Here is a 23,552-nt window from a genome sequence, read left to right as displayed (position 1 = left end):
TCAAATGTAGATGCGTGGGAATAGTCAGGCAAAATGTGTTCCGCGAAACACCCGCCGACCCATGTGCCAATAATAACAAAGATCGCTTACCAAGAAATGTCGGCATCTGCCGAGCTTGTGTTAACATTCAACCAAAGTCGCAAAGGTTGTTGAATTATGCCCTCTATTTGTAAACCATTTCTGCTTGGCGCGTTGTTTTTTTTACCCTCTTTCGCCGCGTTCGCCGGTTGCGACTCGCCCGCCGAGGCCCGCGTTAACTGGTCTGGCTGCGATAAATCCAACGCCAACCTTAGCGGTGCAAAATTGACCGAAGCCGTATTGACCCGCACCAAGCTGCAAGGTGCCAATCTGGAAAAAGCCGACATCAACCACGCCGACCTTGCCTTCAGCAATCTGCAAAACGCCAATTTGAGTAAAATTCAGGGCCGTTCCTGCCGATTGATCGGCGCCAATCTGCAACAGGCTAATGGCCAGGGCGCGCACTTCAATGGCGCCCGACTGGAACGCGCCACCCTGGACAAAGCCAACTTCAGCCAGGCCCAGTTTGATAACGCAGTATTTTACAATGCGAGTCTGGTCGCCACGAATTTGTCCCAGGCCAGCATGATCCAGGCCCAACTGGAAGAAGTGAATTTGCGCGGTGCCAATTTACAGGGCGCGGATCTGAGTCAGGCCACGTTCAGCAAATCCAATTTGTCGGATTCCAATCTGCAGGGCACTAAATTGGTCAAAGCCAAACTGGCAGGCGCGGATCTGCGTAATGCAGATTTTCGTAATGCCAATCTGCAGGGCGCAGATTTGTCCAGCGCGTTGATTGAAGGTGCACAATGGGATGGCGCTGATCTGAGCAACGCCACCTGGAGTAATCGCAAACGCTGTCGCACCGGCTCGGTGGGCGCGTGTCTCTAGCGCTTTGCCGCTAGTAACACCGCCTCGGCCCGTGCACCCAGGTAAACGTAAATTCCCAAGCCCACCAGCAAGCCCACTGAGCATGCCAGCAGCCACGCGGCATGTATCAAATGCTCGCCGTCTCCCAGCACTGATTTGAACAACACCATCAATGCCTCGATAGAGACCGCAATCAAGATCGCGGCGATAAACCGGGTTATCGTCCGCCGGGTTGAACTGTGGCGGTAGATGTCTTTGTGCATGAGCACTTCTTCTTCAAAGATGGTTTTGCCCAAATCGAAAATCGCCAGCGCCAAGGTCGCAAAAATCACCACACTAAATGGCATCAAACTCGACGCATGTCCTGAGTCATCGTCACTGAGCAGCAACATCCAGAATTTTTCCACGCCGAAATACAGCAGCAATGCGGCAACAAAAAACAACACCACGGCAATCGTTGCGTACACCCATTTAAACAGCGGCTGAAATCGCCGCCGCGCGGTGTCGCCCATTAAAAATTCAACAATCTCGGCCAGATCGATATCAATCACCAGCACACGCTGCTCACTGCCCTCGCCGCGCCTTAACGCCGCCGAAATACACAAGGCACCGCTGGCTGATGACAAATAAGGTTCGGTCACCACCACGTCCGAGCTGTGAATGGCCAACTGATAATAACTACGCTGACTACGATCGCATCCCTTACCCGAGGGTGAATGCAAACGTTCACTGGCAATGTTCTCACTGATCTGTATGCCGTTGCCGTCCAGCACATAGAGCAAATCCACAAACGGATACTGCTGGCGAAGATTTTTTATCACTTGCCGCTGCCGCTCTACCTGCTGAAAAATTTGCGCCTCCAGCGCACCGGTAACAATAGACCCCATCAATTCATGGATTGCCGAACGGTATTCGTGATACCGCTCAATGACACTCAAATAGCTCATGCTGGACATAATCGTACTACCTAAAAAAAGGGCGCTTTACGCGCCCAAGAGGGGGAGGAACCACCTCTTTGTCCAGACATCTTTCATGCCAAAAAAATTATTGAAGAATATCAATGGATTAGAAAAATGAGTGAATGAAAAGCCTAGATCGATGCACCAATCATGGGCATAGCGCACAAAAATGCACTTAAAAGAAGATTCTGACCTGAGTCACGTGATGATGTTTTTTCAGACGAGCCACCAGCTTACTCATTTGCCCGTTTGGCAATGGTTTGGCCAGCTGTAACAGATGTTCGCCGCCAGAAGCAGGACGCATGTAGTGCAGCGGCGCTCCCACATAACTCGACAGTTCATCCATGAAATTACTGTCTTCTGGATTGACTACCTCACCGGAAAATTGCAGCTCCAACACCGGTCCCGGTGTTGATGCGATCAGCGGTGAAGATATCGCTAGAATCAGCAGCACTAACAACGCTGCGATCAAACGGATGGGGGATTTTTTGGAAGAGTTCTTCATCAACAACCATGTGCCTTTCGCGGAAAAAAGGCAGTCCCTTGCACTCGAACCCATGTTGTGAGCGATGAGTTACGCCCGTAATCTCGCCGCTCAGACAGGTTATCGTCCAGAAGTGTGACCGAGCCAGGATTCAAGTTGTGAACAGCTTCACACTACAAAAACCTGAAAAACAACGGAATATAGCGCGATTAATGCACCAAGGTATTCATATCCAGAATGGGGGTAATGATCGCCAGCACGATAATCAGCACAATCACGCCCATGGTCAGAATCATCAGCGGTTCAAAAATGCCCATCAATGCCGCGACAAATGTTTCGACTTCTTTTTCCTGGGTGTGCGCTGCACGCTCCAGCATTTGTTCCAGCTTGCCGCTGGATTCACCGCTACCAATCAGATGAATTGTCATCGGTGGAAAATAACCACCTGCCGCCAATGCAGTGGATATCGAAGTCCCTTCACGTACACGCCGAGCCGCATCCTGTACCGATTCACGCATGGGAATATTGATCATCACCTGAGCAGCAATGCGCATGGCTTCCAGCACGGGAACACCACTGGCAGTAAGAATGCTGAACGTACGCGCAAAACGTGCGGTGTTCATGCCACGTACCAACTTGCCTATCAGCGGCATTGTCAGCAAAAACGCATGCACTCGCCGACGAAAATGCTCAACCCGCATCATGTAACTGAACGCCAGCACACCCAGCAGAATCGCCAGCGCCACCAACAATCCATAGGAAGAGGTAAAAGCACTGACAGCGATCAGGCCGCGCGTCAGCAGTGGCAGCTCCTGGCCGATGTGATCAAACATCTGCACCACTTGCGGCACCACATACGTCACCAGCAACACCACAACCACCACCGCAACGATGGTAATCAGCACCGGATACAACAGCGCCAACATCAATTTATTGTTCATCGCCTGACGACTTTCGGTGTAATCCGCCAGACGTTCCAGCACCACGCTCAAATGACCGGAATGCTCACCGGCCTGAACCGTGCTGCGAAACAACTCGGAAAACACGTGCGGATAATCGCCCAGCGCAGTCGCCAGCGAATGACCTTCCAGCACGCGCGAGCGCACCCCCATCACCATGTTACGCAAACGGGGTTTGTGGGTCTGTTGTGAAACGGCCTGCAGCGATTCGGCCAGTGGCAAACCTGACTGTACCAAGGTCGCCAATTGGCGGGTGATCAATGCCAGATCCGCAGCGCTGATTCCTTGAAACAACGCGAATTGTTTTTGCTTGCGCACTTCGCGTTCGCGAACTTCTTCAACCGTCAGTGGCGTCAGCCCCTGCTCGCGCAGTGCAGCGCGCACCTGGCGTGCGGTATCAGCCTCTCTGACACCCTTGCGTTCCTTGCCCTGGGCATCCAACGCGGTATATTCAAACGCGCCCATGAGTTTTCGTTATCCTTCTCTGGTCACACGCAATACTTCTTCAAGCGACGTATCGCCACCCAGAACCCGGCGCATGCCATCGGCACGAATTCCCTGTGAACGGGTTCGCGCATAACTTTCCATCGAATGCTCGCTGTCACCATCGTGAATCATGCCGCGCAGGCGTTCGTCGATGGTCACAAATTCGTAAATACCGGTACGCCCCTGGTAACCCAAATGATTGCACTGTGCGCAACCTTCCGGATGATAAATGGTTGGAGCTTGTTCGGCAGACACGCCCAACAATTCACAATCGGCAGTGTTGGCAGTCACTGCCTTTTTGCAGTGTGGGCACAACAATCTCACCAGACGCTGCGCCATCACCGCGATCAAACTTGATGACAGCAAAAATGGTTCAACGCCCATGTCACGCAAACGAGTCACCGCGCCCACCGCAGTATTGGTGTGCAAAGTGGACAACACCAAGTGACCGGTCAAGCTCGCCTGAACCGCAATTTCTGCGGTTTCCAAATCACGAATCTCGCCCACCATCACCACGTCCGGGTCCTGACGCAAAATTGCGCGCAATCCACGGGCAAAAGTCATTTCAACTTTGGGATTGACGTTGGTCTGACCGATACCATCAAGGTAATATTCGATAGGATCTTCCACCGTCATGATGTTGCGGCGGCGGTCATTCAACTGGCTGAGCATGGCATACAGGCTGGTGGTTTTACCCGAACCAGTCGGACCGGTCACCAGAATAATGCCGTGCGGCTTGGCAATGGCTTTTTCCAAATCCTTGAGGCTGGCAGACTCCATCCCTAAATGCGTCATATCCAGACGCCCGGCCTGCTTGTCGAGCAGACGCATCACCACCCGCTCACCATGTCCAGACGGCAAGGTCGACACACGCACGTCAACCGCACGCCCTGCCAGACGCAGAGAAATACGACCATCCTGGGGAACGCGTTTTTCGGCAATGTCCAACTTGGCCATAACCTTGATCCGCGACACCACCAGCGGCGTGAGCACTTTTTTCTGTTCCAGCACCTGGCGCAACACGCCATCGACGCGCATGCGCACCACTAAACGGTTTTCAAACGGTTCGATGTGAATATCCGAGGCGTTGCTCTTGATGGCCTCGGTCAGCAGCGCATTGATCAGACGAATAATCGGCGCGTCATCCTGGGTTTCGAGCAAATCTTCCGGCTCACCCAGTTCTTGTGCAACCCGATTAAGATCCAGTTCCTCGCCGAGCTCATCGGCCATGGCCATGGCTTGGTTGGAGCCGCGCTCGTAAGTATCCCGCAGCAGCTTTTCAAACTGTTCCTGAGTCAGACTGCGCAAAACAATCGGCGCACCCAATGAGCGGCGCAGCTCGGTCAGCGTACGTCGCTGAACCCCGGGACCGTGATGAATCGTCACCCCGCTTTCCGCCGTTTCGCCCATCACCACGTGATTACGACGGGCAAACGCATAACTCAGCCTGGGTTCGTCACTCTTGGTCGCCTCTGTGGCGGGCAACTGTTCCGCTGACGTATTCATTTCTCACCGTCCTAGTTATTCAGAACATCCGACACATGCGGCGGTAGTTCTTTTTTCTCTGGCTCAGGCTCGGGCTGTCTGGCAGGTGCGGGCTTTTTCAAAATATCTTCCAGCGGCGGAGCCACGGGACGTTCATGACTGCGGAAGAAATTCCACTCGCGATCCTGCATCTGCTTTTCACGAATAAAGTTGTATTTGCCGTTGGAAACCAGCGAAGTGGTTGCCGTATCGCGCAAAATTTCTGGGCGCAAGAACACCAACAAATTGGTTTTGTCGTTGGATTCGTTTTTGTTGCGGAACAACCAGCCAATCAACGGCAAGTCACCGAAAAATGGCACCTTGGTCTCGCGGCGATTTTGATCGTCAGTAATCAAACCACCCAGCACAATGATCTGCCCATCATCCACCATGACGCTGGTTTTGATGGTCCGCTGCGAAGTCACCAGATTGGCGGTACCCGCATCACCCGAAGTAATCGCATCCACCGACTGATCGATATCGAGTTTGATCGCATCGCCTTCGTTAACCTGCGGCTTTACCTTCAGGCGAATACCCACCTGCTTGGATTTGAACGTAGTAAACGGACTGCTGATACCACTGGCCGAACCAGTACTGGACGACGTTGAACTGAACGAACCACTGGGGATGGAAACTTCCTTACCGACAAAGATCTCCGCTTCCTCATTGTCCAGCGTCAGAATATTCGGCGTGGACAACAAATTCGTTTCAACATCCGCCGCCAGAGCATTGATCAACGCACCAAAACTGTAATCACCCTTAATTATGCTGCCCACGCCCACGGTCAAGCCCTGACCAATCGGCACGCCGGTCACAGTCGCTGGCGCTTTGGTCGCGGCACGCGCCGCAGCAGCCACACCAACGATGGAGTTGCTGCCAAAACTGGTTACACCAATAGGCTTGTTGCCAGGATTTTCACTGCCAGCAAACCATTGCACACCCAATTCGGTAGTCTTGGTATTGGACACTTCGGCGATGATGGCTTCCACCAATACCTGCGCACGGCGCACGTCCAGCCGGCGAATCACGTTCTCCAGCGAGCGAAATACATCGGGTTCTGCGGTAATCACCAGTGCGTTGGAGCTGTCGTCGGCCTGGATATCAAAATTCTGGCCGCGATTACCACCACCAGCCGGGCCACCTTTTTTCGCATCCTCGGCGGCCATTTTACCCACGCCGGTCAGCACTTTGACCAAGTTCTCTGCCTTGGCATAACGCAGGTACACGACATTGGTATTTCCCGATGTCTGCGTCGGTGTATCCAGATGAACGATGATGGACTTGATCCGCAGCCGGTCATTCTTTTCACCACCAATCAACACACTGTTGGTGCGATCATCGGCCACCAAGGTAGGTGCATTCGCCTGCGCATCCCCCCCCTTACCGGCACCGGCTTTTTCCAAGGCACTGAGAATACGCACTACTTCGTTAGCAGAGGCGTTGCGCAACTGCACGATTTCAATGTCAGCCCCGCTGGGCTCATCCACTCGCTGCACAATTTGCATTAAACGATCGATATTGCCCGCCCGATCAGAAATGATCAGCGTATTGGTTTGTGCGTGCGCCGCCAGATGCCCCTGTGGTGGCACCAAGGGACGCAATATCGGCACTAGCTGCGCGGCGGAAACGTGTTTGACTTCAACCACCATGGTGATCATTTCCTCGCCCCTGCCAGACACGGGCGTGCCCGCACTTTTCGCATCGGCTTCAGGAATAATCTTGGTGACATTCGCTCCACCCGAGGGGATGGCGGCAAAGCCGTGCACATTCAGCACGGCGAGAAACACCTGATAGAGCTCGTCCTTGTTCAATTCCTTGGAAGAAATAATCGTAATCTTGCCTTTGACGCGCGGGTCAACAATGAAATTTCTTCCCGTCGCCTCGGACACTGTCTGAATTACCGCACCGATGTCCGCTTCTTTCAGGTTCAGCGTAATTCCGGCCGCCGACACCGACACGCTCGTGCACAGCAACACGCCTGCGATCGCCCCTTGAACTGCGCGTCCCCAATCCCGTTGCTTGAACATACTCAAAGGCTCGTTCCTGTTGTTTTTCATTCTCTGTCCAACCCTCGGTCTAATTCAGTGGCACCATGTAGGTCTGCGTTGCGCCATTGCGCAGAACATTCACGGACACCTGACCGCCACCGCCCTCAGTTACTGCTTTCATTATTTCCAGCCCCTTGGATGGACTGTCAAATTCAATTCCATTCACCGACGTTATAACATCCCCAGGCTGCAATCCGACGCGGTTAAGCAAGGTCCGGTCAGTACCAGGAAAAATTCGATACCCCGTCAGCTTTCCGCCTTGATGATAAGGTTCAGCTCTGACCACGTTTGCCAACGCCTGCGGATCAGACGCCAGTTTTTGCCGATAATCCTTCAATACTGCGGCAGCTTGTGGCGACACGGTCATAGCGCCTCCCGCATTCATCGGAGTGCCGAACGACCCTACCCGGCTCACTTGTCCCATGTCACTGGTCGGCAACGCATCCTCTGGCAGGCGCAACGTTTCGTGGCGATTATTTCGCCACAAAATAACCTTGTCCGCATGAATTTCTTTAATCTGCGCACCGCCGGGCACCTGGTCGCCAACGCGGTAGGTTTCCTCTGTCCCGGATGGATCACCAATAATCGCAAACGCTATGCGCAAATCCTTGGAGGCAATCACCCCACGCAAGGTCAACTGTAGGGTAGTATCAGGAACAACATCAGGCGTCTGGGCATCGCCCATGGCCGCCGCGTCCAACCGCACTTCACCAAACAGGTGCCAGTTGGAAATTTGATCATAATTCACATTTCGTTGCGGAACGGATATCGCCGCTTGCGGCATGCTCAACGGTGCCGGCGGCATTTCAGGCAGGGGGATCAACTTCCAGGTCAAAATAGCCACGACATTGGCCAATAGCAGCACCATCAGCACATTGGCTGCCGGTGGCAGGCGCATCAGCCAGCTTGCCCAGGGGAAGCGCTGCCCGCCTCGAACCAGCGGATCAAATCTGCTTAAAATTGAGTTCACTCAGTCCAACTTATTCGTGTTTTCCGACGGTTCTGAAGACTGCACAGGTAACGGTCAACGCACTGGCCAGCTTTAACCAGAGGGACCACTCGCCTGCGCGGGCTCATTATAACAGCCTTTACTGAGTGCAAAACCTATTCCGGTATAAACAAAAGGAAATTTGCGGGGAACTACTGCAGATCAATTTGATAGCTGCCATATTGGCCAGTGTAAAACTCGGCGAGTTGACTACTCGCCACTTTGACGTAATACGTACCCGTGGTGGGCGGAGTGTACTGCACTCGTGCAGCAAACCCGGTTAGCGTGTTGCCATACATCAGACCACACACATCCTGATTGTATGAGTGAGCATACACCGGTGGAATTCCAGCCGGTTCAGGATCATTGTTGTAGCCAACCTGATCCAGATTGCCCTGCGCATCCACTGCGTACAGCCACATTTCAGTGTCCGCGCCATTGCGCAGGTTGCTGGTGGTTACGGTAAATGGCACACCGGCCGTGGCGTTGATCGCATACCAGTCCTGATCGGCAACACCCGCCGCACCGTACAGCGTGTGGCTCTGGCTAACACCCGCCGTCAGCAGCATTGCTGCTTGCCGGCTGTCGTTGGGTTCGTAGGCGTCCTGCTGATAATCCACTCCTCGGGCGGAAAAAATGGGCAACAAACTGGCTTCGTTAATCGGCGCCACCCCGGCATCAGACATTCGACCAGTAGCAATATCCCAAAACAATTCAAGATTGGCGCGGCGTCCGGAATTACTCACCCAGGCCGACGAGCTCACCACCTGCCAGACAGTTGCAAAACCAAACTGCTGGGTCACATCCAACAGAATTTTTGCAATGGAGGTTTCATTGGTGGCAAAACGAAAATCGCCCAGCATCAAATCTGGGTCGGAAAAATCAACCCACATAGGTGCGCCGTTTTTCACGGTATCCACGTACATTCCCGGCAACGATTCCTGACTGGAGCGCAGCGCCAGCGGCAACGTGATTTTTACCGCCCCCTGAAAATAATTGCCCCAACCTTCGCTCCACGCCAATGGCATTTGCTGAAAGTTATCGCTAAAGGCATGACAGCCACCACTGCTGTCATCACGCGAAAACTGAAACGCGATGAAGTGACCATATTCATGCCACAGCACGTCATCGTCAAACTCATCGTTATCCTGCCAAGTGCTGGTTTGTTCGCTCAGCACATAGATACCGGGACCGTATTCACACTGCAATCCTGGCGTTGCCGGTTGATTATCGTTGCAGTAATAACTGGTTTCAAAATTACTGCCCGGCCGCCAGAACACATTCAGCGCTGGTAACGGTGTCGCCCCCAGGGAAGAGGACATAAACTGATGCGCGGTTAACATCACATCCAGAATATTAAACGCGCCGTAGTTGGCATTATTGGCTGACGCAACCACCACATCCTGCACATCAAAGCCCGCAACGATGGCCTGCACATGTTGATGCGGTTGCCCGCTCAAGTCTTTCACCTGAACTCTTTTACCGCTGTCATCCGCACTGGCAATCACTTGTAGCGAACCCTGCGACGGCAACCACTGCGCAAACGAATAACTACCGGTTTGCGTGTTTTGCGTCGCCATCAGTTTCCCTTGCTCATCCAGCAAGTTGATGGTGGCAAAACGAACGGGACGATTTACTGATTGCGGCAACAGTCCTTGCGTCGCATCGTATGGCCAGTCTTCATATTTCACCGATCCTGACAGCGGAACAATTCCGGTATCCACACGCAGTTGCGCCTGCGCCAGCAAGTGATCAACGCGCACAGTGATCATTGCAGTACCGGGCTGATGCGCCGTCACTACCCCGGTCGCGCTCACGTTCACAATCTGAGGTGCATCACTCTCCCAGCGAGGGACGCTCAATGGCGCAATAGGCGCGCCATACTGATCCAGCATCGACAGATTTAAACTGAGAGGCACCTCCAGCGCACGGATCACACTGTCAGCCGGTGATAGTTGTATTTTGGATAATGCCGGCGACTGGTCAGCCGGCGGCGAATCACAGCCAGAGAGCATCGCCAACAAGGCGATCACCAGGAGTATGATTGTTAGCCGACGCACCACGGTTAGGGCTGCGTAACAGTAATGCTATAGCTACCGTAACGCCCTGCGGATGGATGGGGCACCGGATCTTCAGTAGTACGCACTTTCGCGTAATACACGCCAGATTGACTGGGAGTGAAACTTATCTTCGACGCCAATGCATCGCCATTATTGGTAATGCGCGAGATGCGACAGCGTGAGTCATAAGCAACATAGGCAGGCGCATCCGCCGCATCATCGTTTTCTGCTAACACGGCACCGTCAGCATTCAGCAGACGCAAATGCGTATCTCCACCATTGCGGATTCCAAACGTTTTGATCTCGTAGGTTTTACCAGCCTGCAAATTCATCTTGACCACATCATTGTCCGTCTGCCCATCGCGACGATACAGATGATGCGTCTGAATCTTATTTAAATCAAGCAAGGATGAACTACCGATGCTGTCATCACTTTCATGTTCATCATGTTGATAATAAATTTTACGTGAACCTAGTATTGCCTCCAGGTTGTATAACTGATCCGAAGAAGGAGACTGATAAGCACGCCAACCATCCCAGAAGGCTTCAAGATTTGCCGGCGCCACGCTCGGCATGTAACCTTGCATCACCTCCCACACGGCCCTCATTCCATAGTTGGTCATAAACCGATACAACACATTGGCGGTAGCCACCTCACTGCCGGCATCCACATAGTGGGATGGAGCGGAAGCAATATCCAGAGAAATTAACGCAAAATTTCCAGACAAATCGATGTACGAGGTCGAGGCAGCATCCGTTGCCGACATGCGCTGTTTTAATTCAGGGCTGTTCTTCAGCCAATGCTTGACTGCAGCAGGAAAAAAGTCGCCCCAACCTTCACTCCAGGCTAAACGCAAATCCAGATTGGTGCTGCTCAACACATGGCAACCACCGGGAGAATCGTCGCGCGAATAATAGCGCGCCACGTAGTGACCAAATTCATGCCACAGCACATCATCATCAAACTCGTCGCTGTCGCCTGAAGCGCCACCCAAAACATAAACGCCTTCACCCAGCGTGCAATACACCGAATGGAAGCCACTGCAGAAATAAGTTGCCTGTCCCTTGCCGCTCTCCCAGTACACATCCAGCGACGGCAACGAACCTACATTCTGCTGCTGCATAAATTCGGATCCAACCATCATCACATCAAAAATATTGTAAACCGCAGAAAAACCTGACACATGTGAAATCACCAGCGTCGACGATGACGGATTGGTCAAATCCAGATTTTGGGTCACACCATACAGCAAACCCGAAAAGTCCCGCACCTCCAGCGCATAGGGCATTCCAATCGCGCTCTTGGCCAGCACTCGCACCACATATTTTTCCGAGGGCAACACCAGAATGGTGTACTGTCCTTCATCATCGGTTTGGGTGGACATCATCACGTTGCCGGTCAAATCCATCACATCCACAATCGCGTTACGAACCGGCTTGTAACTTTCATCGATCAATACACCTGATGTGGAATAACGCTTATCCTGGTACAAAACAGAACCCTGCACCTCAATCGCCCCAAAACTGACCACCACATCTGCCTTGCGCGAAATGCCATTGGCTGTCACCACAATTTGCGCCGCGCCTTCTCCTTGCGCCACGACCTTCCCGCTGTCATCTACCGTCACAATCGCTGGATTGCTGCTGCGCCAACTAAATACACCGTCAGACACCGACTCGCCATTATTGCGCAGGGTCGCATTTAACGAACTGCTGCTGCCGATCGCAGACAAAATCAACCGCCCGGGACTGACTTCCAGTTCGTATCCTTCGGTCGGTTCTTTGGGTTGCTCCGGATTGGTCGAAGGTAAACAGCCTGCCAGCAACACTGACAGCAGTAGCAGCAGAATCGGCATTACAGCGCCCTCTCCCGTACCATTTGCCCATGGCGTTCACGCACTGTATCCGGCTTACTGCGCTCCGCTTTTTTACTTGCACCTGGCATCACAAAGTATTCAGTTTGGACATATCGCTCGTTACCATCGATCAGACGCAACTGCGCCCCTACCGCCTGCGCCGGCCATGATGACAAATTCAGGATGAGTTCAAACCGCTGCGGCGCACCTGCGACCAGATCGACTGGCCACTCTGTCTGCGCGGAGGTGGTTACTCCAGGTGGAAGAATGAAGGCGAACGTCAGTCCTTTGAGATCCTGAAAAGACTGAATATTGGCAACAAAACGCACCGCAGCCGGCAGCACTGACTGCTCAACCGGCTCCAAATTAACGTCAAACGGAGGCAACGGCTTGGCCACCGCCATGGTTCCTGATAACAACAGCACTCCTGCCATGGCTAGTGCCAACGCCCACTTGGTCATGATTGATCTCCCATTCTTCGGGAGTTATCGACCGGACCGGGGACTTTTTTTAACTTGGACAGAGGCGAAGTACTTCACACGAAAACTTGGACATATTGCTGAAAATTCACCACAATGGATCAAATACTCAAAAAATTTCAACAGGATAGGCAATATTGACTATGCAGATAGGAATTGACCTGGGCGGCACAAAAATAGAGATAATTGCTCTGGACCATCATGGGCAAACTTTGCACCGTCAGCGCGTCCCCACGCCACAGGGCGACTATCAGGCGATTTTGCGCAGCATCACCCAGCTAGTCGAAGACGCCGAGGCTCAACTGGGCCTGCACGCCACCGTCGGCATTGGCACCCCGGGCAGTATTTCCCCCGCCACCGGACGACTGCAAAACTCCAATTCCACCTGCCTCAACGACCAGCCGCTGCTGCAGGACTTGCAGCACTGCCTGCAACGCCCGGTACAAATCGCCAACGATGCCAACTGCTTTGCCTTGTCCGAGGCCGCCGACGGCGCAGCCGCCGGAGCCAGCAACGTGTTTGGGGTCATTATCGGCACCGGCACTGGGGCAGGCATCGTCATCAACGGCAAGGTACTGCAAGGTGCCAACGGCATTGCCGGCGAATGGGGTCACAACCCCCTGCCCTGGCCACGCGAAGAAGAACTGCCCGGCCCCGCCTGCTACTGCGGCAAATCCGGCTGTCTGGAAACCTATTTGTCCGGGCCGGGCCTGGCCAAAAACCATCAACGCGCCTACGGGGAAAGCCTGACACCGGCAGAAATGGTGTTACGTGCCAGTGAGGGTGATCAACACTGCGAAGCTAGCCTGCGATATTTTGAGGATTGCCTGGCGCGCGGCCTGGCCCACGTGATCAATGTGCTGGATCCAGAGGTGATTGTGCTGGGAGGAGGACTGGGCAACATTGAGCGGATTTATCACAACGTTCCCAAAATCTGGTCAAAGTATATTTTTTCCAACAGCATTCAGACGCAACTGCGACGCCCGATGTTTGGCGATTCCAGTGGTGTTCGCGGTGCCGCCTGGTTGGGAAGCCGCGCCTAACCGACGCGTTTTTTCCGCGCGCTGTAGTCGCTATCCAGCCATTTACGCACCACCGGCTCCAGCGTCTCCAGCGTCACCGGCTTGGGTAGAAAGTCGTCCATGCCAGCATCCAGGCATTTTTCCCGGTCGCCTATCATCGCGTTAGCCGTCAGAGCAATAATCGGCAAGTCGGTAATTTTATTTTCGCCTGCCAAACGACGAATTTCAGCCGTGGCTTCATAGCCATCCATCACCGGCATCTGGCAATCCATAATGACGACCGCATACTGCTGGGCGCTCACCGCATTCACTGCGGCCTGACCGTCGCCCACCACGTCCACTTCCAGTTTAAGACGCGCCAACATCCCTTTGATTACTTTCTGATTTACCAGATTATCCTCGGCCACTAATACGCGAACTACGCTTTCCGACTGCATTGGTATGACTACTTCCCGTTGGCTTGATTGAAATGAATCGAAGACAGACCCTGCCCCAACCCAATAGCAAAATCGGATAATCAGCGGCTAACTTTAGTGCGCTGCGTAACTATGTCCACACGAAGCATGTTGTTGATATACGACGCGACAACAAGTAACGTCAGGATCAAAGCCAACGCAGTCATGCTGATATGCCCGATAATAAACATAATAAAAACTCGGTTGTTGCCGCGCTTTGCCGTTTTCTGCCCGCAGACGCCGTCCTGCACACGGAGGAAAGTTTGCGTCCATACGAATGCGACGGACTGTCCGCCTATCGCCGCCTGCCATGGATCGTGGTGTTACCCCAAACCACCGAACAGGTTCAGGCAGTGTTGCAACTGTGCCAGCAACAAAATATCCCCGTGGTCGCCCGTGGCGCCGGCACCGGTCTGTCCGGCGGCGCGCTGCCGCACGAGCAAGGTATTTTGCTCAGTCTGGCGCGATTTAACCGTATTCTCGACATTGATGCCGATGCCCGCGTCGCCCGTGTGCAACCGGGTGTCACCAACCTGGCCGTGTCCACGGCTGCCAAACCGTACGGTTTGTACTATGCCCCCGACCCGTCATCGCAAATCGCCTGCACCATTGGCGGCAACGTGGCGGAAAATTCCGGCGGCGTTCACTGCCTGAAATACGGCCTGACCGTGCACAACGTCCTCAAGCTCGAGATCATCACCATCGACGGTGAACGCCTCACTCTGGGCAGCGCCGCGCTGGACAGCCCCGGCTACGATCTGCTGGCGCTGATGTGCGGCTCCGAAGGCATGCTCGGTGTCATCGTCGAAGTCACCGTCAAATTGCTGCCCATTCCCGCCTCGGTGCGGGTGTTACTGGCCGCGTTTGACGATGTCAGCTGCGCCGGACAAGCCGTAGCCGACATCATTTCCGCCGGCATTGTTCCTTCCGGGCTAGAAATGATGGACCACCTGGCAATTGATGCGGTCGAAGATTTTGTTCACGCCGGTTACCCGCGCCAGGCGCAAGCCATCTTGTTGTGCGAACTCGATGGCATCCCGGAAGAAGTGGAGCAAGACAGCGAACGGGTCAGACAGGTGTTAACGCGCAACGCCGCTACCGAAATCCGTCAGGCCGATGACGAAGCCCAGCGACTGCTGATGTGGAAAGGCCGCAAGGCCGCCTTCCCCGCAGTCGGTCGGATTGCGCCAGACTACTACTGCATGGACGGCAGCATTCCGCGCCGCCACTTGCCAGCGGTACTGCGCGGTATCGCCGAGCTGGCGAGTGAATACCAACTGGCAGTTGCCAACGTGTTTCATGCCGGTGACGGCAATCTGCACCCGCTGATTTTGTACGATGCCAACGTCCCCGGCGAATTTGCAAAAGTCGAAGAGTTCGGTGGTCGGATTCTGGAACTCTGCGTTGCCATGGGCGGCAGCATCAGTGGCGAACACGGCGTTGGCACCGAAAAACTCAATCAGATGTGCGTGCAATTTGATGCGCCCACCCTGACACAGTTTCACGCCATCAAACAGGCCTTTGATCAACATCAGTTGCTCAACCCTGGCAAGGCCATTCCCACCCTGCACCGCTGCGCTGAATTTGGTGCCATGCACATTCATCACGGCCAATTGCCCCATCCGGAACTGGAGCGTTTTTAGTGCAGCAAAATCTGACGGAAATTTTTCGCGAACAAATCCGGCTCGCCGCTGAACAGCACCGTCCGCTGCGAATTGTCGGCAGTGACAGTAAACATTTTTTAGGAACGTGTGACGCCGAACGCCAGCTCAAAGCGGCCGGCCATCGCGGCATTACCGACTACGAACCCTCCGAGCTGGTCATTCGCGCCCGCGCCGGCACGCCCTTGGCGGAGATACAACAGGCCCTGCGCAAGCATCGCCAAAAACTGGCATTTGAACCGCCATCGTTTGGCCCGCAAGCCACCTTGGGCGGCACCATTGCCTGCAATCTTTCCGGCCCCGCCCGACCTTTCGCCGGTGCTGCCCGCGACCATGTTTTGGGTTGCCGCATCATCAACGGCAAAGGTGAGGTTTTGCGCTTTGGTGGCGAAGTCATCAAAAACGTCGCCGGCTATGATGCCTCGCGGCTGATGTGCGGCGCTTACGGCACCCTGGGATTGATGCTGGACATATCACTACGCGTCGTGCCGCTGGAAGAAGCGCAAATCACCCTGGTGCAATCCTGCGACAGCGACCTGGCCTTACAAAAAATGACCGAGCTAAGTCGTCGCTCCCTGCCCATCACCGGCCTGGTCCATCACCAGCAGCAGCTCTACATTCGCATTGCCGGCAACGAAAGCGGCGTCGTCAGCGCCCGTCAGCAACTCGGCGGCGACCGTCTGGCCGAAGGCGAACAATTCTGGCAACAATTGCGCGAACAGCAACTGGCGTTTTTCCACGCTGGAGAATCACCGCTGTGGCGTCTGTCGCTACCGTCCAACCGCCCTCCGCTGGAATTGCCGGGCGAGTGGCTGCTGGACTGGGGTGGTGCGCAGCGTTGGTTGCGCAGCGATGCAAGCGCGGATCAGATCCGCGCCTGCACAGCCCAACAGCTGGGCCACGCCACCCTGTGGCAAGGCTCACCATCGCCACAAACGCCCCGTTTCACACCGCTGCCGCCAGCGCTGCTGGCACTGCACCAGCGCTTGAAGCAGGCCTTTGACCCGAATGGAATTTTCAACCCTGGCAGGATGTACACGGAGCTGTAATGCAAACCAAACTCTCTCGCGGCCCTCTCCCCCAGCCCCTGCACGACGAGGCTGAAAGCATTTTGCGCAGTTGCGTCCACTGCGGCTTTTGCACCGCAACCTGTCCGACCTACCAACTGCTGGGCAACGAACTGGACAGCCCTCGTGGTCGCATTTACCTGATCAAACAAATGTTCGAAGGCCAGCCAGTCAGTCGCGAAACCCAAACCCATCTGGACCGCTGCCTGAGCTGCCGCAACTGCGAAACCACCTGTCCGTCGGGGGTGCAATACAGCCGTCTGCTGGACCTGGGCCGCGAACACATTGAGCACCACGTCCCCCGCCCTATGGGTCAGCGCCTGCAGCGTCATTTGTTGCGCCGCATTGTGCCGCACACTGAAAAATTCTCGCGGGCGCTGCGCATTGGCCGCCGCCTCGGGCCATTATTGCCTGCGCGGTTGCGGCAGAAACTTCCCGCCGAACAAAACAGCGGTGACTGGCCCAAGGCCACTCACCCGCGCCGCATGTTGTTGCTGTCTGGCTGCGTTCAACAAGCCACCCGCGACCAGACCAACCGGGCGATGGCGCGACTGCTCGATGCCCAGGGCATCTCCCTGCAAGCCCTGTCGAGCGGAGTCTGCTGTGGCGCGGTCAATCATCACGCCGGCGACACGGAACAGGCCAAAATCCAGGCCAAACACAACATCGATTTGATTTTCGCTCAACTGCAACAGGGTGCAGAGGCCGTCCTGGTCAGCGCCAGCGGCTGCGGCAGCATGATCAAGGAATATGGCCGCCTGCTGCAGTACGACAGCGACTACGTCGAAAAGGCCGCGATAGTCAGTGATCACTGCAAGGACTTGTGTCAGGTACTGGACATGACAAGCCTGGGCGACAAACTCGACCCCGGCGGGCAGCGCATCGCCTTCCAATCACCTTGCTCACTGCAACACGGCCAAAAGCTGGCCGGACGAGTGGAGCAACTGCTCAGCCAGGCTGGATTTATCTTGCTGCCGGTGGAAAATGGCCACACCTGCTGCGGTTCGGCCGGCAGTTACTCGCTGCTGCAACCCGAGCTTTCCCAGCAACTGCTGCACAACAAACTACAGTCACTGCAGCGCCCGCAACCCGAAGCCATCGTCACCGCCAACATCGGCTGTGAACTACACTTAGCCAGCCAGGCAACGATTCCGGTCATCCACTGGATCGACCTGCTGGCTAGGCAATTGCGGCCATAAACATTTCTAATGGGGCTCATTTGCCACTCCAGCTAACCAATTAATATTAATAACTAATTTTTAAAACCCAGGTCTCAATTCAGGCATAATCTGAGTCGGCAACCCCTAACCGATGGACGATAACCGAGATATACCCCCGGCTTCAGGCCGGGAATATGCTTGTGCAACATCGGTTAACATAGGCAAACAACGCTATATGACTCGACGACCACAGATATTATTTCCGTTACTGCTGCCTGGCCTGTTGTGGATCTGTCCGGCGTGCGCCGAAAAAGCCTATGCCGCCGGCTCGCAATACAGTCTGTTCAGTAAATCGCTGACGCTAGCCGACGAGACCCATTCGCTGCTGTCGAAAAAAGTCGTCGACATCTCCGACAGCATCGACTCTTTCCTGGGAAGTGAACGCTCCAGCGACGAACTGAACGGCTCATACATCAAGCTGCGCCAATCCAGCGTGTTTTTCGAAAACGGCTCGCGCGCCAACTATCTCACCACCCAGGGCAAACTGGACTTGCCGCGCACCAACCGCCGCTTGTCACTGGTTATCGAAAGCGAGCAAACCTCAACCAACGAAAGCGAACACGGCCATCCGCCACCGATCGCTGCGGAACAAACCGCCGAGCAGAAACCGGCGCTGATCACCCCCACCGTCCAGTACATCGTCAGTGCCACCCAAAAATGGCATATTCGCGCCAACCTGGGTGCGCAAATTACCAACATGGAACCCGACCCCACCGCCAACGTGCGTATCCGGCGTCTGTTCGAAGGTCAGAAATGGCTGTTTCGTGTCACCGAAAAACTGTTCTGGTACCAATCCATCGGCACCGGCGAATCAACCCAGTTCGACCTGGAGCGAGCCTTGTCGAACGTGCATTATTTTCGTATTACCAACTTGTCTACCTGGCTCAGGGAAACTGACAACATAGACATGGCCCAGACCTTCACCCTGTTTCACGATATTTCCTCGGGCAGACTGCTGTCCTACTACGCCGCCGCCTACGGTGCCAGTCGGCCCGAAAAGCAAATTACCGCCTACGCCCTGGGCATAGATTATCGACAAGACCTGCACCGCCACTGGTTGTTTCTGGATATTTCGCCGCAAGCGCTGTATCCGTTGCAAACCAACTTCAAGCTGGTTCCCAGCATCACTGTCAGCCTGGAAATGATCATCGGCAATACCGGTAAACCTGCAAACACATCCAGCCCCGAAGAAACCACGCCCAGCAACTAATGCTTGCCTCACCGCCTGCAGCGGGTAGAATGCTTTTCTTTTTTTGTCGTAACTATGTCGCACCAAGCCGAAGATATTCAGAATCTGCAGTTTCTCTGGAAGCAGCAGTTAATGCAGCGCAAGCGCTGGAAAATTGCCCTGTTGGTCATCGTTATCCTGTTCCCCATGGGCTATATTCCGTTCGCGCAAATTATTCCCAGCCCGTGGAATGTGATTGGACTGAGCATTGCCACACTGTGCGTGGGCGGTTTGGGCTTTCTTAATCGCATCAGCCTGATTCACATCAAAACGACGTTCGGCAAGCAACGCCATTTTGCTCGCCTGCTGGAGTTTGCTGAATCAGAGGATTACAAACTGCCGCCAGAAGAAGCGCTGGCGCAAATGGAATTTCGCCGCAAAGATGCCTGGCGCATGTAACCGCGCCACGGCAACCATCAAATCAACAATCCTGACAGCGATGCATTGTTGCGGAAGGGATTAGCAAAACTGCCATATTCAGCCCCGTCACATTCGCCATGCCGAGCAGGATTTTGCCGTGCGTTTCGTTGCTGCATTTCAAAAAACGACAGTTGCTGATTTGCGCGTCTGCACCATCACCCGGCTGGGTGAAAACAAAAATAATTACCCGCTGCCACCTCATCGTTATCGAGAAAGTGACATCCATTTACACGGCCAATATCTCAACTTGAATCAACGCAGCTTTTTAATTACGCGCACTTATACCGAAACCGTATATTGATCGCCGAATTTATTATTTATTCGTAACAAACGCTTCCTATACACTAACCGCTCCTGTTTTGTTGAGGTTGCTATGAGTTGGGAAGCCTGGGCCACGTTGTCGGTCATCGCCATTTGTTTTGCTGCGCTAAGTTTGACCCGCATCGCGACGGATGTCGTAATGCTCGGTGGACTGCTGCTGCTATTGCTCACGGGCATACTCACCCCCAGCGAAGCGCTGATCGGCATGTCCAACGAAGGCATGATCACCATCGGCATGTTGTACGTGGTTGCCAGTGGCTTGACCCAAACCGGCGCCATGACCTCGGTACTTCCCAAGTTGCTGGGACGCCCACAAAGCACGGGCATCGCCCAGTTGCGGCTGATGGCCCCCGTGGCCGCTGCCAGCGCGTTTCTCAACAACACGCCACTGGTCGCCATGCTGATTGGTTCGGTGAGTGACTGGGCCAAGAAAAATCAGGTCTCGCCGTCCAAATTGATGATTCCGCTCAGCTACGCAGCCATCATTGGCGGCACAACCACGCTGATCGGCACCAGCACCAATCTGGTCGTTAATGGTTTGCTGATCAAAGAAACCGGAAGCTCATTGGGCATGTTTGACATCGCGGTCGTCGGCGTGCCGCTGGCGATTGGCATTATCCTGTTCATTTTCCTCACCAGCCGCTGGCTGTTGCCGAATCGGGTTTCGGTATCGACCCAGCTTGAAAACTCTCGCTCCTACATCGTCGAAATGCTGGTTGATCCTAATGGTGCCCTGGTCGGCAAAACCATTGAACAAGCCGGCCTGCGTCATCTGCCGGGTTTGTATTTGATGGAAATCGAACGTGGCACCCACTCCTTGCCTGCCGTGTCGCCGCAGGAGCGCCTCGCTGCCAACGACCGATTAATCTTCACCGGCATTGTTGAGTCGGTCATCGATTTGCAAAAAATTCGCGGCCTGAGTCCGGCCACCAATCAGGTGTTCAAACTCGACACCCCGACCAATGACCGCTGCCTGATCGAGGCAGTGGTTTCCGACAGTTGCCCGCTGGTCGGCATGACGGTGCGTGAAGGCCGGTTTCGTACCACCTACAACGCTGCGGTTATTGCCGTGTCGCGCAATGGCGAACAACTGAAACAAAAAATTGGTGACATCGAACTGCGCGCCGGCGATGTGTTAATGCTGCTCGCCTCGCCCAGCTTTGCCGAGCAACGACGCAATTCGTCGGACTTTTATCTGGTCAGCGCCCTGGAAAATTCCCAGCCACCGCGCCACAAAAAAGCCGGCCTGGCATTGGCGATACTGTTTACCATGGTCGCGACCGTCACCTTTGAACTGACCAGCATGCTGATCGCCGCCATGGTTGCCGCTGCCGCCATGCTGGTGTTTCGCTGCACCTCGTCGCGCATTGCCCGCCAAAGCGTCGACTGGCAGGTTCTGATCACCATTGCCGCCTCATTTGGTGTTGGCTCGGCATTGGAAAAAACCGGCGCCGCCGAACACATTGCGCAGCAATTGACTGCGTTCAGTCCGGACAGCCCGCTGTTCAGCCTGATTGTGATTTATGTCGTCACCATGCTGTTCACCGAGCTGATCACCAACAACGCCGCCGCTGTGCTCATGTTCCCCATCGCCATGGCAACCGCCAATGCGCTGGGCGTCGATCACATGCCGTTTGTCATCGCCATATTGTTTGCGGCGTCGGCCAGCTTCTCCACGCCGATTGGCTATCAGACCAATTTGATGGTGATGGGCCCTGGCGGTTATCGCTTCAGCGACTATTTCCGCGCGGGCATACCGATGCAGATACTCGCCGCCGCAATTTCGTTGACACTTATTCCGCTGTTTTGGGACTTTTGACGACGGCGGACCGGGAACTTTTTCCGGTCCGCCGAATCCTATTGTCGATTTCGAGATTGGTCGCAATAGGACGTCGCCATGAACTCACGCACACGCAAACACATTTTCTCTTCTTTCGCCATTATCGGCGGATTGGCGCTGCTCATCTGGGCAGCATTTCCCGACAGCTTCAGCACCGATCTGGATCGCATCGGCAAGGGCAAACCTGCCATTGCGTTGATCTATGACATGGAAAACGAAGCCAGCGGCAAGCTGATGGAAGGCTATAACGCCATCCGTCACGAATACGAGCACGCGGTGGAGTTTTTGCTGGTCGACACCGCCAGCCCGCAGGGCCGGTCGTTCCTCAGGCAGCAACCGTCTGATGCGGGCACGGCGCTGTATTATTCCGCTGACGGCAAGCGGCTGATGGTATTGCACGGCCCACAGGAGCACCATGTGTTAGCCGATTCGATCAAGAGTACGTTTGGTTTAGATTAACCCCGCCCCTCGCAACAGCGTTCCAATTTTTCGGTGTATTTGTCGACAGACTTTACACCGAGTATTAATCTTTACTTCGCAAATTTTGCAAATCTTTCATTCTGCTATGAATATTTTTGTTGGCAAAAAATTTGCCTCGTTGCGCCATTAATAAATTTTCGAATAACCAACCATATCAGTTTGTAGACTGGATGAAGTGAAACGGAATCCGGGGAGGTCGCTCCCTGATTTCACTGTGTTGCATCAGGGCTACTTGCTTAATATCAAGATATGAAAGCGCATCTATCAGATTCACAATAAACGTTAGACTCAATCAGAAATTAATTACCACGTAGGAGTATTTAATGACCAAACTCAAAATCGCCAGAAGCACAGGCCTTTTCTTGGCATTCATCAGCCCTCTACTTGTATCCACGCCGACTACAGCTAATCCAACTACATATTCGATTTTACAGTCGGGTTGGTCAGGCGGCGGCAATATATCGGGTTTCTTCTCGGGCGAAGATTTGAACAGCGATGGCTACATTGATTTGGCGGGCGGCGAAGTAGGTGCCTATGAAATATCCTTCACCGGGGATATTTTTGTTCCCGACTTCACACATACTCTCGCTGACCTTGATTTCTTCACATACACCGTTGGATCGTCGGGATTTAGACCCAGCTTTCCCTTGTATAGCTTCGACTCAAGTTACTTCTACGATGCGGACGACCACTTGATTGGACTGCCAGACCTATCAGTCACCACTTTTACTACTCAAGACGCCTCAGTCAAGGCAGTTCCTGCGCCAACAACTGTTTCTATCATGGCAGCCGGCTTCTTTGCACTAGCATCAGTGTCGCGCCGTCGTCGTCTCTAGCCGGGCAATTGTCTTCAAAAATGCCGACCTCGTCCATCATATCGAACTAACTTACAGAGGCCGGCAATCTGGATGAGGTGATACGGAATCCGGGGAAATCAATGCTCCCGGATTTCTCTGCGTTGCATCCGGGCTACTTGCTGGGCAGCATTTCCCGACAGCTTCAGCACCGATCTGGATCGCATCGGCAAGGGCAAACCTGCCATTGCGTTGATCTATGACATGGAAAACGAAGCCAGCGGCAAGCTGATGAAGGCTATAACGCCATCCG

The 23,552-nt window shown here is 54.2% G+C and carries 21 protein-coding genes; 10 read left to right on the top strand and 11 right to left on the bottom strand.

The window, feature by feature from the left end; genetic code table 11:
• Window positions 1-156 precede the first annotated feature (156 nt).
• Window positions 157-909, top strand: coding sequence for a pentapeptide repeat-containing protein (locus OEW58_07905; GenBank protein ID MDH5301268.1), 753 nt, complete (start codon window positions 157-159; stop codon window positions 907-909).
• Here the strand turns inward: OEW58_07905 and OEW58_07900 are convergent.
• The 9 genes from OEW58_07900 to OEW58_07860 form a co-directional block, all read right to left on the bottom strand.
• Entirely contained in the window at window positions 906-1,844 is a 939-nt protein-coding gene (locus tag OEW58_07900; GenBank protein ID MDH5301267.1) for a PDC sensor domain-containing protein, read from the bottom strand. The two genes, OEW58_07905 and OEW58_07900, sit on opposite strands and share 4 nt — an antisense overlap.
• 178 nt (window positions 1,845-2,022) lie before the next feature.
• Window positions 2,023-2,352: a hypothetical protein gene (locus OEW58_07895; GenBank protein MDH5301266.1), complete on the bottom strand. Its 330-nt coding sequence runs from the start codon at window positions 2,350-2,352 to the stop codon at window positions 2,023-2,025.
• A gap of 188 nt (window positions 2,353-2,540) precedes the next feature.
• Window positions 2,541-3,755, bottom strand: a complete 1,215-nt coding sequence (gene gspF / locus OEW58_07890; GenBank protein ID MDH5301265.1) for a type II secretion system inner membrane protein GspF — start codon at window positions 3,753-3,755, stop codon at window positions 2,541-2,543.
• A 9-nt stretch (window positions 3,756-3,764) separates the two neighbouring features.
• Complete coding sequence (gene gspE, locus OEW58_07885; protein ID MDH5301264.1) at window positions 3,765-5,282, bottom strand: type II secretion system ATPase GspE; 1,518 nt, start codon at window positions 5,280-5,282, stop codon at window positions 3,765-3,767.
• 11 nt (window positions 5,283-5,293) lie between these two features.
• Window positions 5,294-7,357, bottom strand: a complete 2,064-nt coding sequence (gene gspD, locus OEW58_07880) for a type II secretion system secretin GspD (GenBank protein MDH5301263.1) — start codon at window positions 7,355-7,357, stop codon at window positions 5,294-5,296.
• Between the two features lie 19 nt (window positions 7,358-7,376).
• Entirely contained in the window at window positions 7,377-8,318 is a 942-nt protein-coding gene (gene gspC, locus OEW58_07875) for a type II secretion system protein GspC (GenBank protein MDH5301262.1), read from the bottom strand.
• Window positions 8,319-8,488: 170 nt separating this feature from the next.
• On the bottom strand, window positions 8,489-10,351 hold the full coding sequence (locus OEW58_07870; GenBank protein MDH5301261.1) for a pre-peptidase C-terminal domain-containing protein: 1,863 nt from the start codon (window positions 10,349-10,351) through the stop codon (window positions 8,489-8,491).
• Between the two features lie 50 nt (window positions 10,352-10,401).
• On the bottom strand, window positions 10,402-12,252 hold the full coding sequence (locus OEW58_07865) for a pre-peptidase C-terminal domain-containing protein (protein ID MDH5301260.1): 1,851 nt from the start codon (window positions 12,250-12,252) through the stop codon (window positions 10,402-10,404).
• Window positions 12,252-12,713 carry a hypothetical protein gene (locus OEW58_07860; GenBank protein MDH5301259.1) on the bottom strand — a complete coding sequence of 154 codons (462 nt, stop codon included), beginning with the start codon at window positions 12,711-12,713 and terminating at the stop codon, window positions 12,252-12,254. Before OEW58_07860 ends, OEW58_07865 begins: the two co-directional genes overlap by 1 nt.
• A 161-nt stretch (window positions 12,714-12,874) precedes the next feature.
• On the opposite strand from OEW58_07860, the gene OEW58_07855 reads away from it, so the two are divergent.
• Window positions 12,875-13,774, top strand: a complete 900-nt coding sequence (locus OEW58_07855; GenBank protein ID MDH5301258.1) for an ROK family protein — start codon at window positions 12,875-12,877, stop codon at window positions 13,772-13,774.
• On the opposite strand, the gene OEW58_07850 is transcribed toward OEW58_07855, so the two are convergent.
• Entirely contained in the window at window positions 13,771-14,190 is a 420-nt protein-coding gene (locus OEW58_07850; GenBank protein ID MDH5301257.1) for a response regulator, read from the bottom strand. The two genes, OEW58_07855 and OEW58_07850, sit on opposite strands and share 4 nt — an antisense overlap.
• Window positions 14,191-14,381: 191 nt before the next feature.
• Here OEW58_07850 and OEW58_07845 point away from each other — a divergent pair, with 191 nt between their 5' ends.
• The 8 genes from OEW58_07845 (at window position 14,382) to OEW58_07810 (ending at window position 23,281) form a co-directional block, all read left to right on the top strand.
• On the top strand, window positions 14,382-15,851 hold the full coding sequence (locus OEW58_07845; GenBank protein MDH5301256.1) for an FAD-binding protein: 1,470 nt from the start codon (window positions 14,382-14,384) through the stop codon (window positions 15,849-15,851).
• Complete coding sequence (gene glcE, locus OEW58_07840) at window positions 15,851-16,918, top strand: glycolate oxidase subunit GlcE (GenBank protein MDH5301255.1); 1,068 nt, start codon at window positions 15,851-15,853, stop codon at window positions 16,916-16,918. Before OEW58_07845 ends, glcE begins: the two co-directional genes overlap by 1 nt.
• Window positions 16,918-18,135 (top strand): glycolate oxidase subunit GlcF, encoded by a 1,218-nt coding sequence (glcF, locus tag OEW58_07835; protein ID MDH5301254.1) that lies wholly within the window; start codon window positions 16,918-16,920, stop codon window positions 18,133-18,135. Before glcE ends, glcF begins: the two co-directional genes overlap by 1 nt.
• A gap of 196 nt (window positions 18,136-18,331) precedes the next feature.
• The gene (locus tag OEW58_07830; GenBank protein MDH5301253.1) at window positions 18,332-19,366 is read left to right on the top strand and encodes a hypothetical protein; all 1,035 of its coding nucleotides are present in this window, start codon (window positions 18,332-18,334) and stop codon (window positions 19,364-19,366) included.
• Between the two features lie 54 nt (window positions 19,367-19,420).
• Entirely contained in the window at window positions 19,421-19,783 is a 363-nt protein-coding gene (locus OEW58_07825; GenBank protein MDH5301252.1) for a hypothetical protein, read from the top strand.
• A 394-nt stretch (window positions 19,784-20,177) separates the two neighbouring features.
• On the top strand, window positions 20,178-21,944 hold the full coding sequence (locus OEW58_07820) for an SLC13 family permease (GenBank protein ID MDH5301251.1): 1,767 nt from the start codon (window positions 20,178-20,180) through the stop codon (window positions 21,942-21,944).
• Window positions 21,945-22,022: 78 nt separating this feature from the next.
• Window positions 22,023-22,424: a hypothetical protein gene (locus tag OEW58_07815; GenBank protein MDH5301250.1), complete on the top strand. Its 402-nt coding sequence runs from the start codon at window positions 22,023-22,025 to the stop codon at window positions 22,422-22,424.
• Window positions 22,425-22,768: 344 nt separating this feature from the next.
• Complete coding sequence (locus tag OEW58_07810) at window positions 22,769-23,281, top strand: hypothetical protein (protein MDH5301249.1); 513 nt, start codon at window positions 22,769-22,771, stop codon at window positions 23,279-23,281.
• A 51-nt stretch (window positions 23,282-23,332) separates the two neighbouring features.
• Here OEW58_07810 and OEW58_07805 read toward each other — a convergent pair.
• Window positions 23,333-23,552: hypothetical protein (locus tag OEW58_07805; GenBank protein MDH5301248.1), on the bottom strand; the 220-nt coding region annotated here is incomplete at its 5' end.

It is taken from the genome of Gammaproteobacteria bacterium (genome assembly GCA_029884425.1).
Classification (GTDB): Bacteria; Pseudomonadota; Gammaproteobacteria; order S012-40; family S012-40; genus JAOUHV01.
Note: the sequence above shows the minus strand (reverse complement) of the source record. Positions and strands in the feature narration are given on the sequence as shown.

Excerpts from the sequence above, each read along its gene's own strand:
- OEW58_07905 (MDH5301268.1), top strand. The coding sequence starts at position 157 with ATGCCCTCTATTTGTAAACCATTTCTGCTTGGCGCGTTGTTTTTTTTA.
- OEW58_07900 (MDH5301267.1), bottom strand. The coding sequence starts at position 1,844 with ATGTCCAGCATGAGCTATTTGAGTGTCATTGAGCGGTATCACGAATAC.
- OEW58_07895 (MDH5301266.1), bottom strand. The coding sequence starts at position 2,352 with ATGAAGAACTCTTCCAAAAAATCCCCCATCCGTTTGATCGCAGCGTTG.
- gspF (MDH5301265.1), bottom strand. The coding sequence starts at position 3,755 with ATGGGCGCGTTTGAATATACCGCGTTGGATGCCCAGGGCAAGGAACGC.
- gspE (MDH5301264.1), bottom strand. The coding sequence starts at position 5,282 with ATGAATACGTCAGCGGAACAGTTGCCCGCCACAGAGGCGACCAAGAGT.
- gspD (MDH5301263.1), bottom strand. The coding sequence starts at position 7,357 with ATGAAAAACAACAGGAACGAGCCTTTGAGTATGTTCAAGCAACGGGAT.
- OEW58_07870 (MDH5301261.1), bottom strand. The coding sequence starts at position 10,351 with ATGCTCTCTGGCTGTGATTCGCCGCCGGCTGACCAGTCGCCGGCATTA.
- OEW58_07865 (MDH5301260.1), bottom strand. The coding sequence starts at position 12,252 with ATGCCGATTCTGCTGCTACTGCTGTCAGTGTTGCTGGCAGGCTGTTTA.
- OEW58_07860 (MDH5301259.1), bottom strand. The coding sequence starts at position 12,713 with ATGACCAAGTGGGCGTTGGCACTAGCCATGGCAGGAGTGCTGTTGTTA.
- OEW58_07855 (MDH5301258.1), top strand. The coding sequence starts at position 12,875 with ATGCAGATAGGAATTGACCTGGGCGGCACAAAAATAGAGATAATTGCT.
- OEW58_07850 (MDH5301257.1), bottom strand. The coding sequence starts at position 14,190 with ATGCAGTCGGAAAGCGTAGTTCGCGTATTAGTGGCCGAGGATAATCTG.
- OEW58_07845 (MDH5301256.1), top strand. The coding sequence starts at position 14,382 with ATGCCCGATAATAAACATAATAAAAACTCGGTTGTTGCCGCGCTTTGC.
- glcF (MDH5301254.1), top strand. The coding sequence starts at position 16,918 with ATGCAAACCAAACTCTCTCGCGGCCCTCTCCCCCAGCCCCTGCACGAC.
- OEW58_07830 (MDH5301253.1), top strand. The coding sequence starts at position 18,332 with ATGACTCGACGACCACAGATATTATTTCCGTTACTGCTGCCTGGCCTG.
- OEW58_07825 (MDH5301252.1), top strand. The coding sequence starts at position 19,421 with ATGTCGCACCAAGCCGAAGATATTCAGAATCTGCAGTTTCTCTGGAAG.
- OEW58_07820 (MDH5301251.1), top strand. The coding sequence starts at position 20,178 with ATGAGTTGGGAAGCCTGGGCCACGTTGTCGGTCATCGCCATTTGTTTT.
- OEW58_07815 (MDH5301250.1), top strand. The coding sequence starts at position 22,023 with ATGAACTCACGCACACGCAAACACATTTTCTCTTCTTTCGCCATTATC.
- OEW58_07810 (MDH5301249.1), top strand. The coding sequence starts at position 22,769 with ATGACCAAACTCAAAATCGCCAGAAGCACAGGCCTTTTCTTGGCATTC.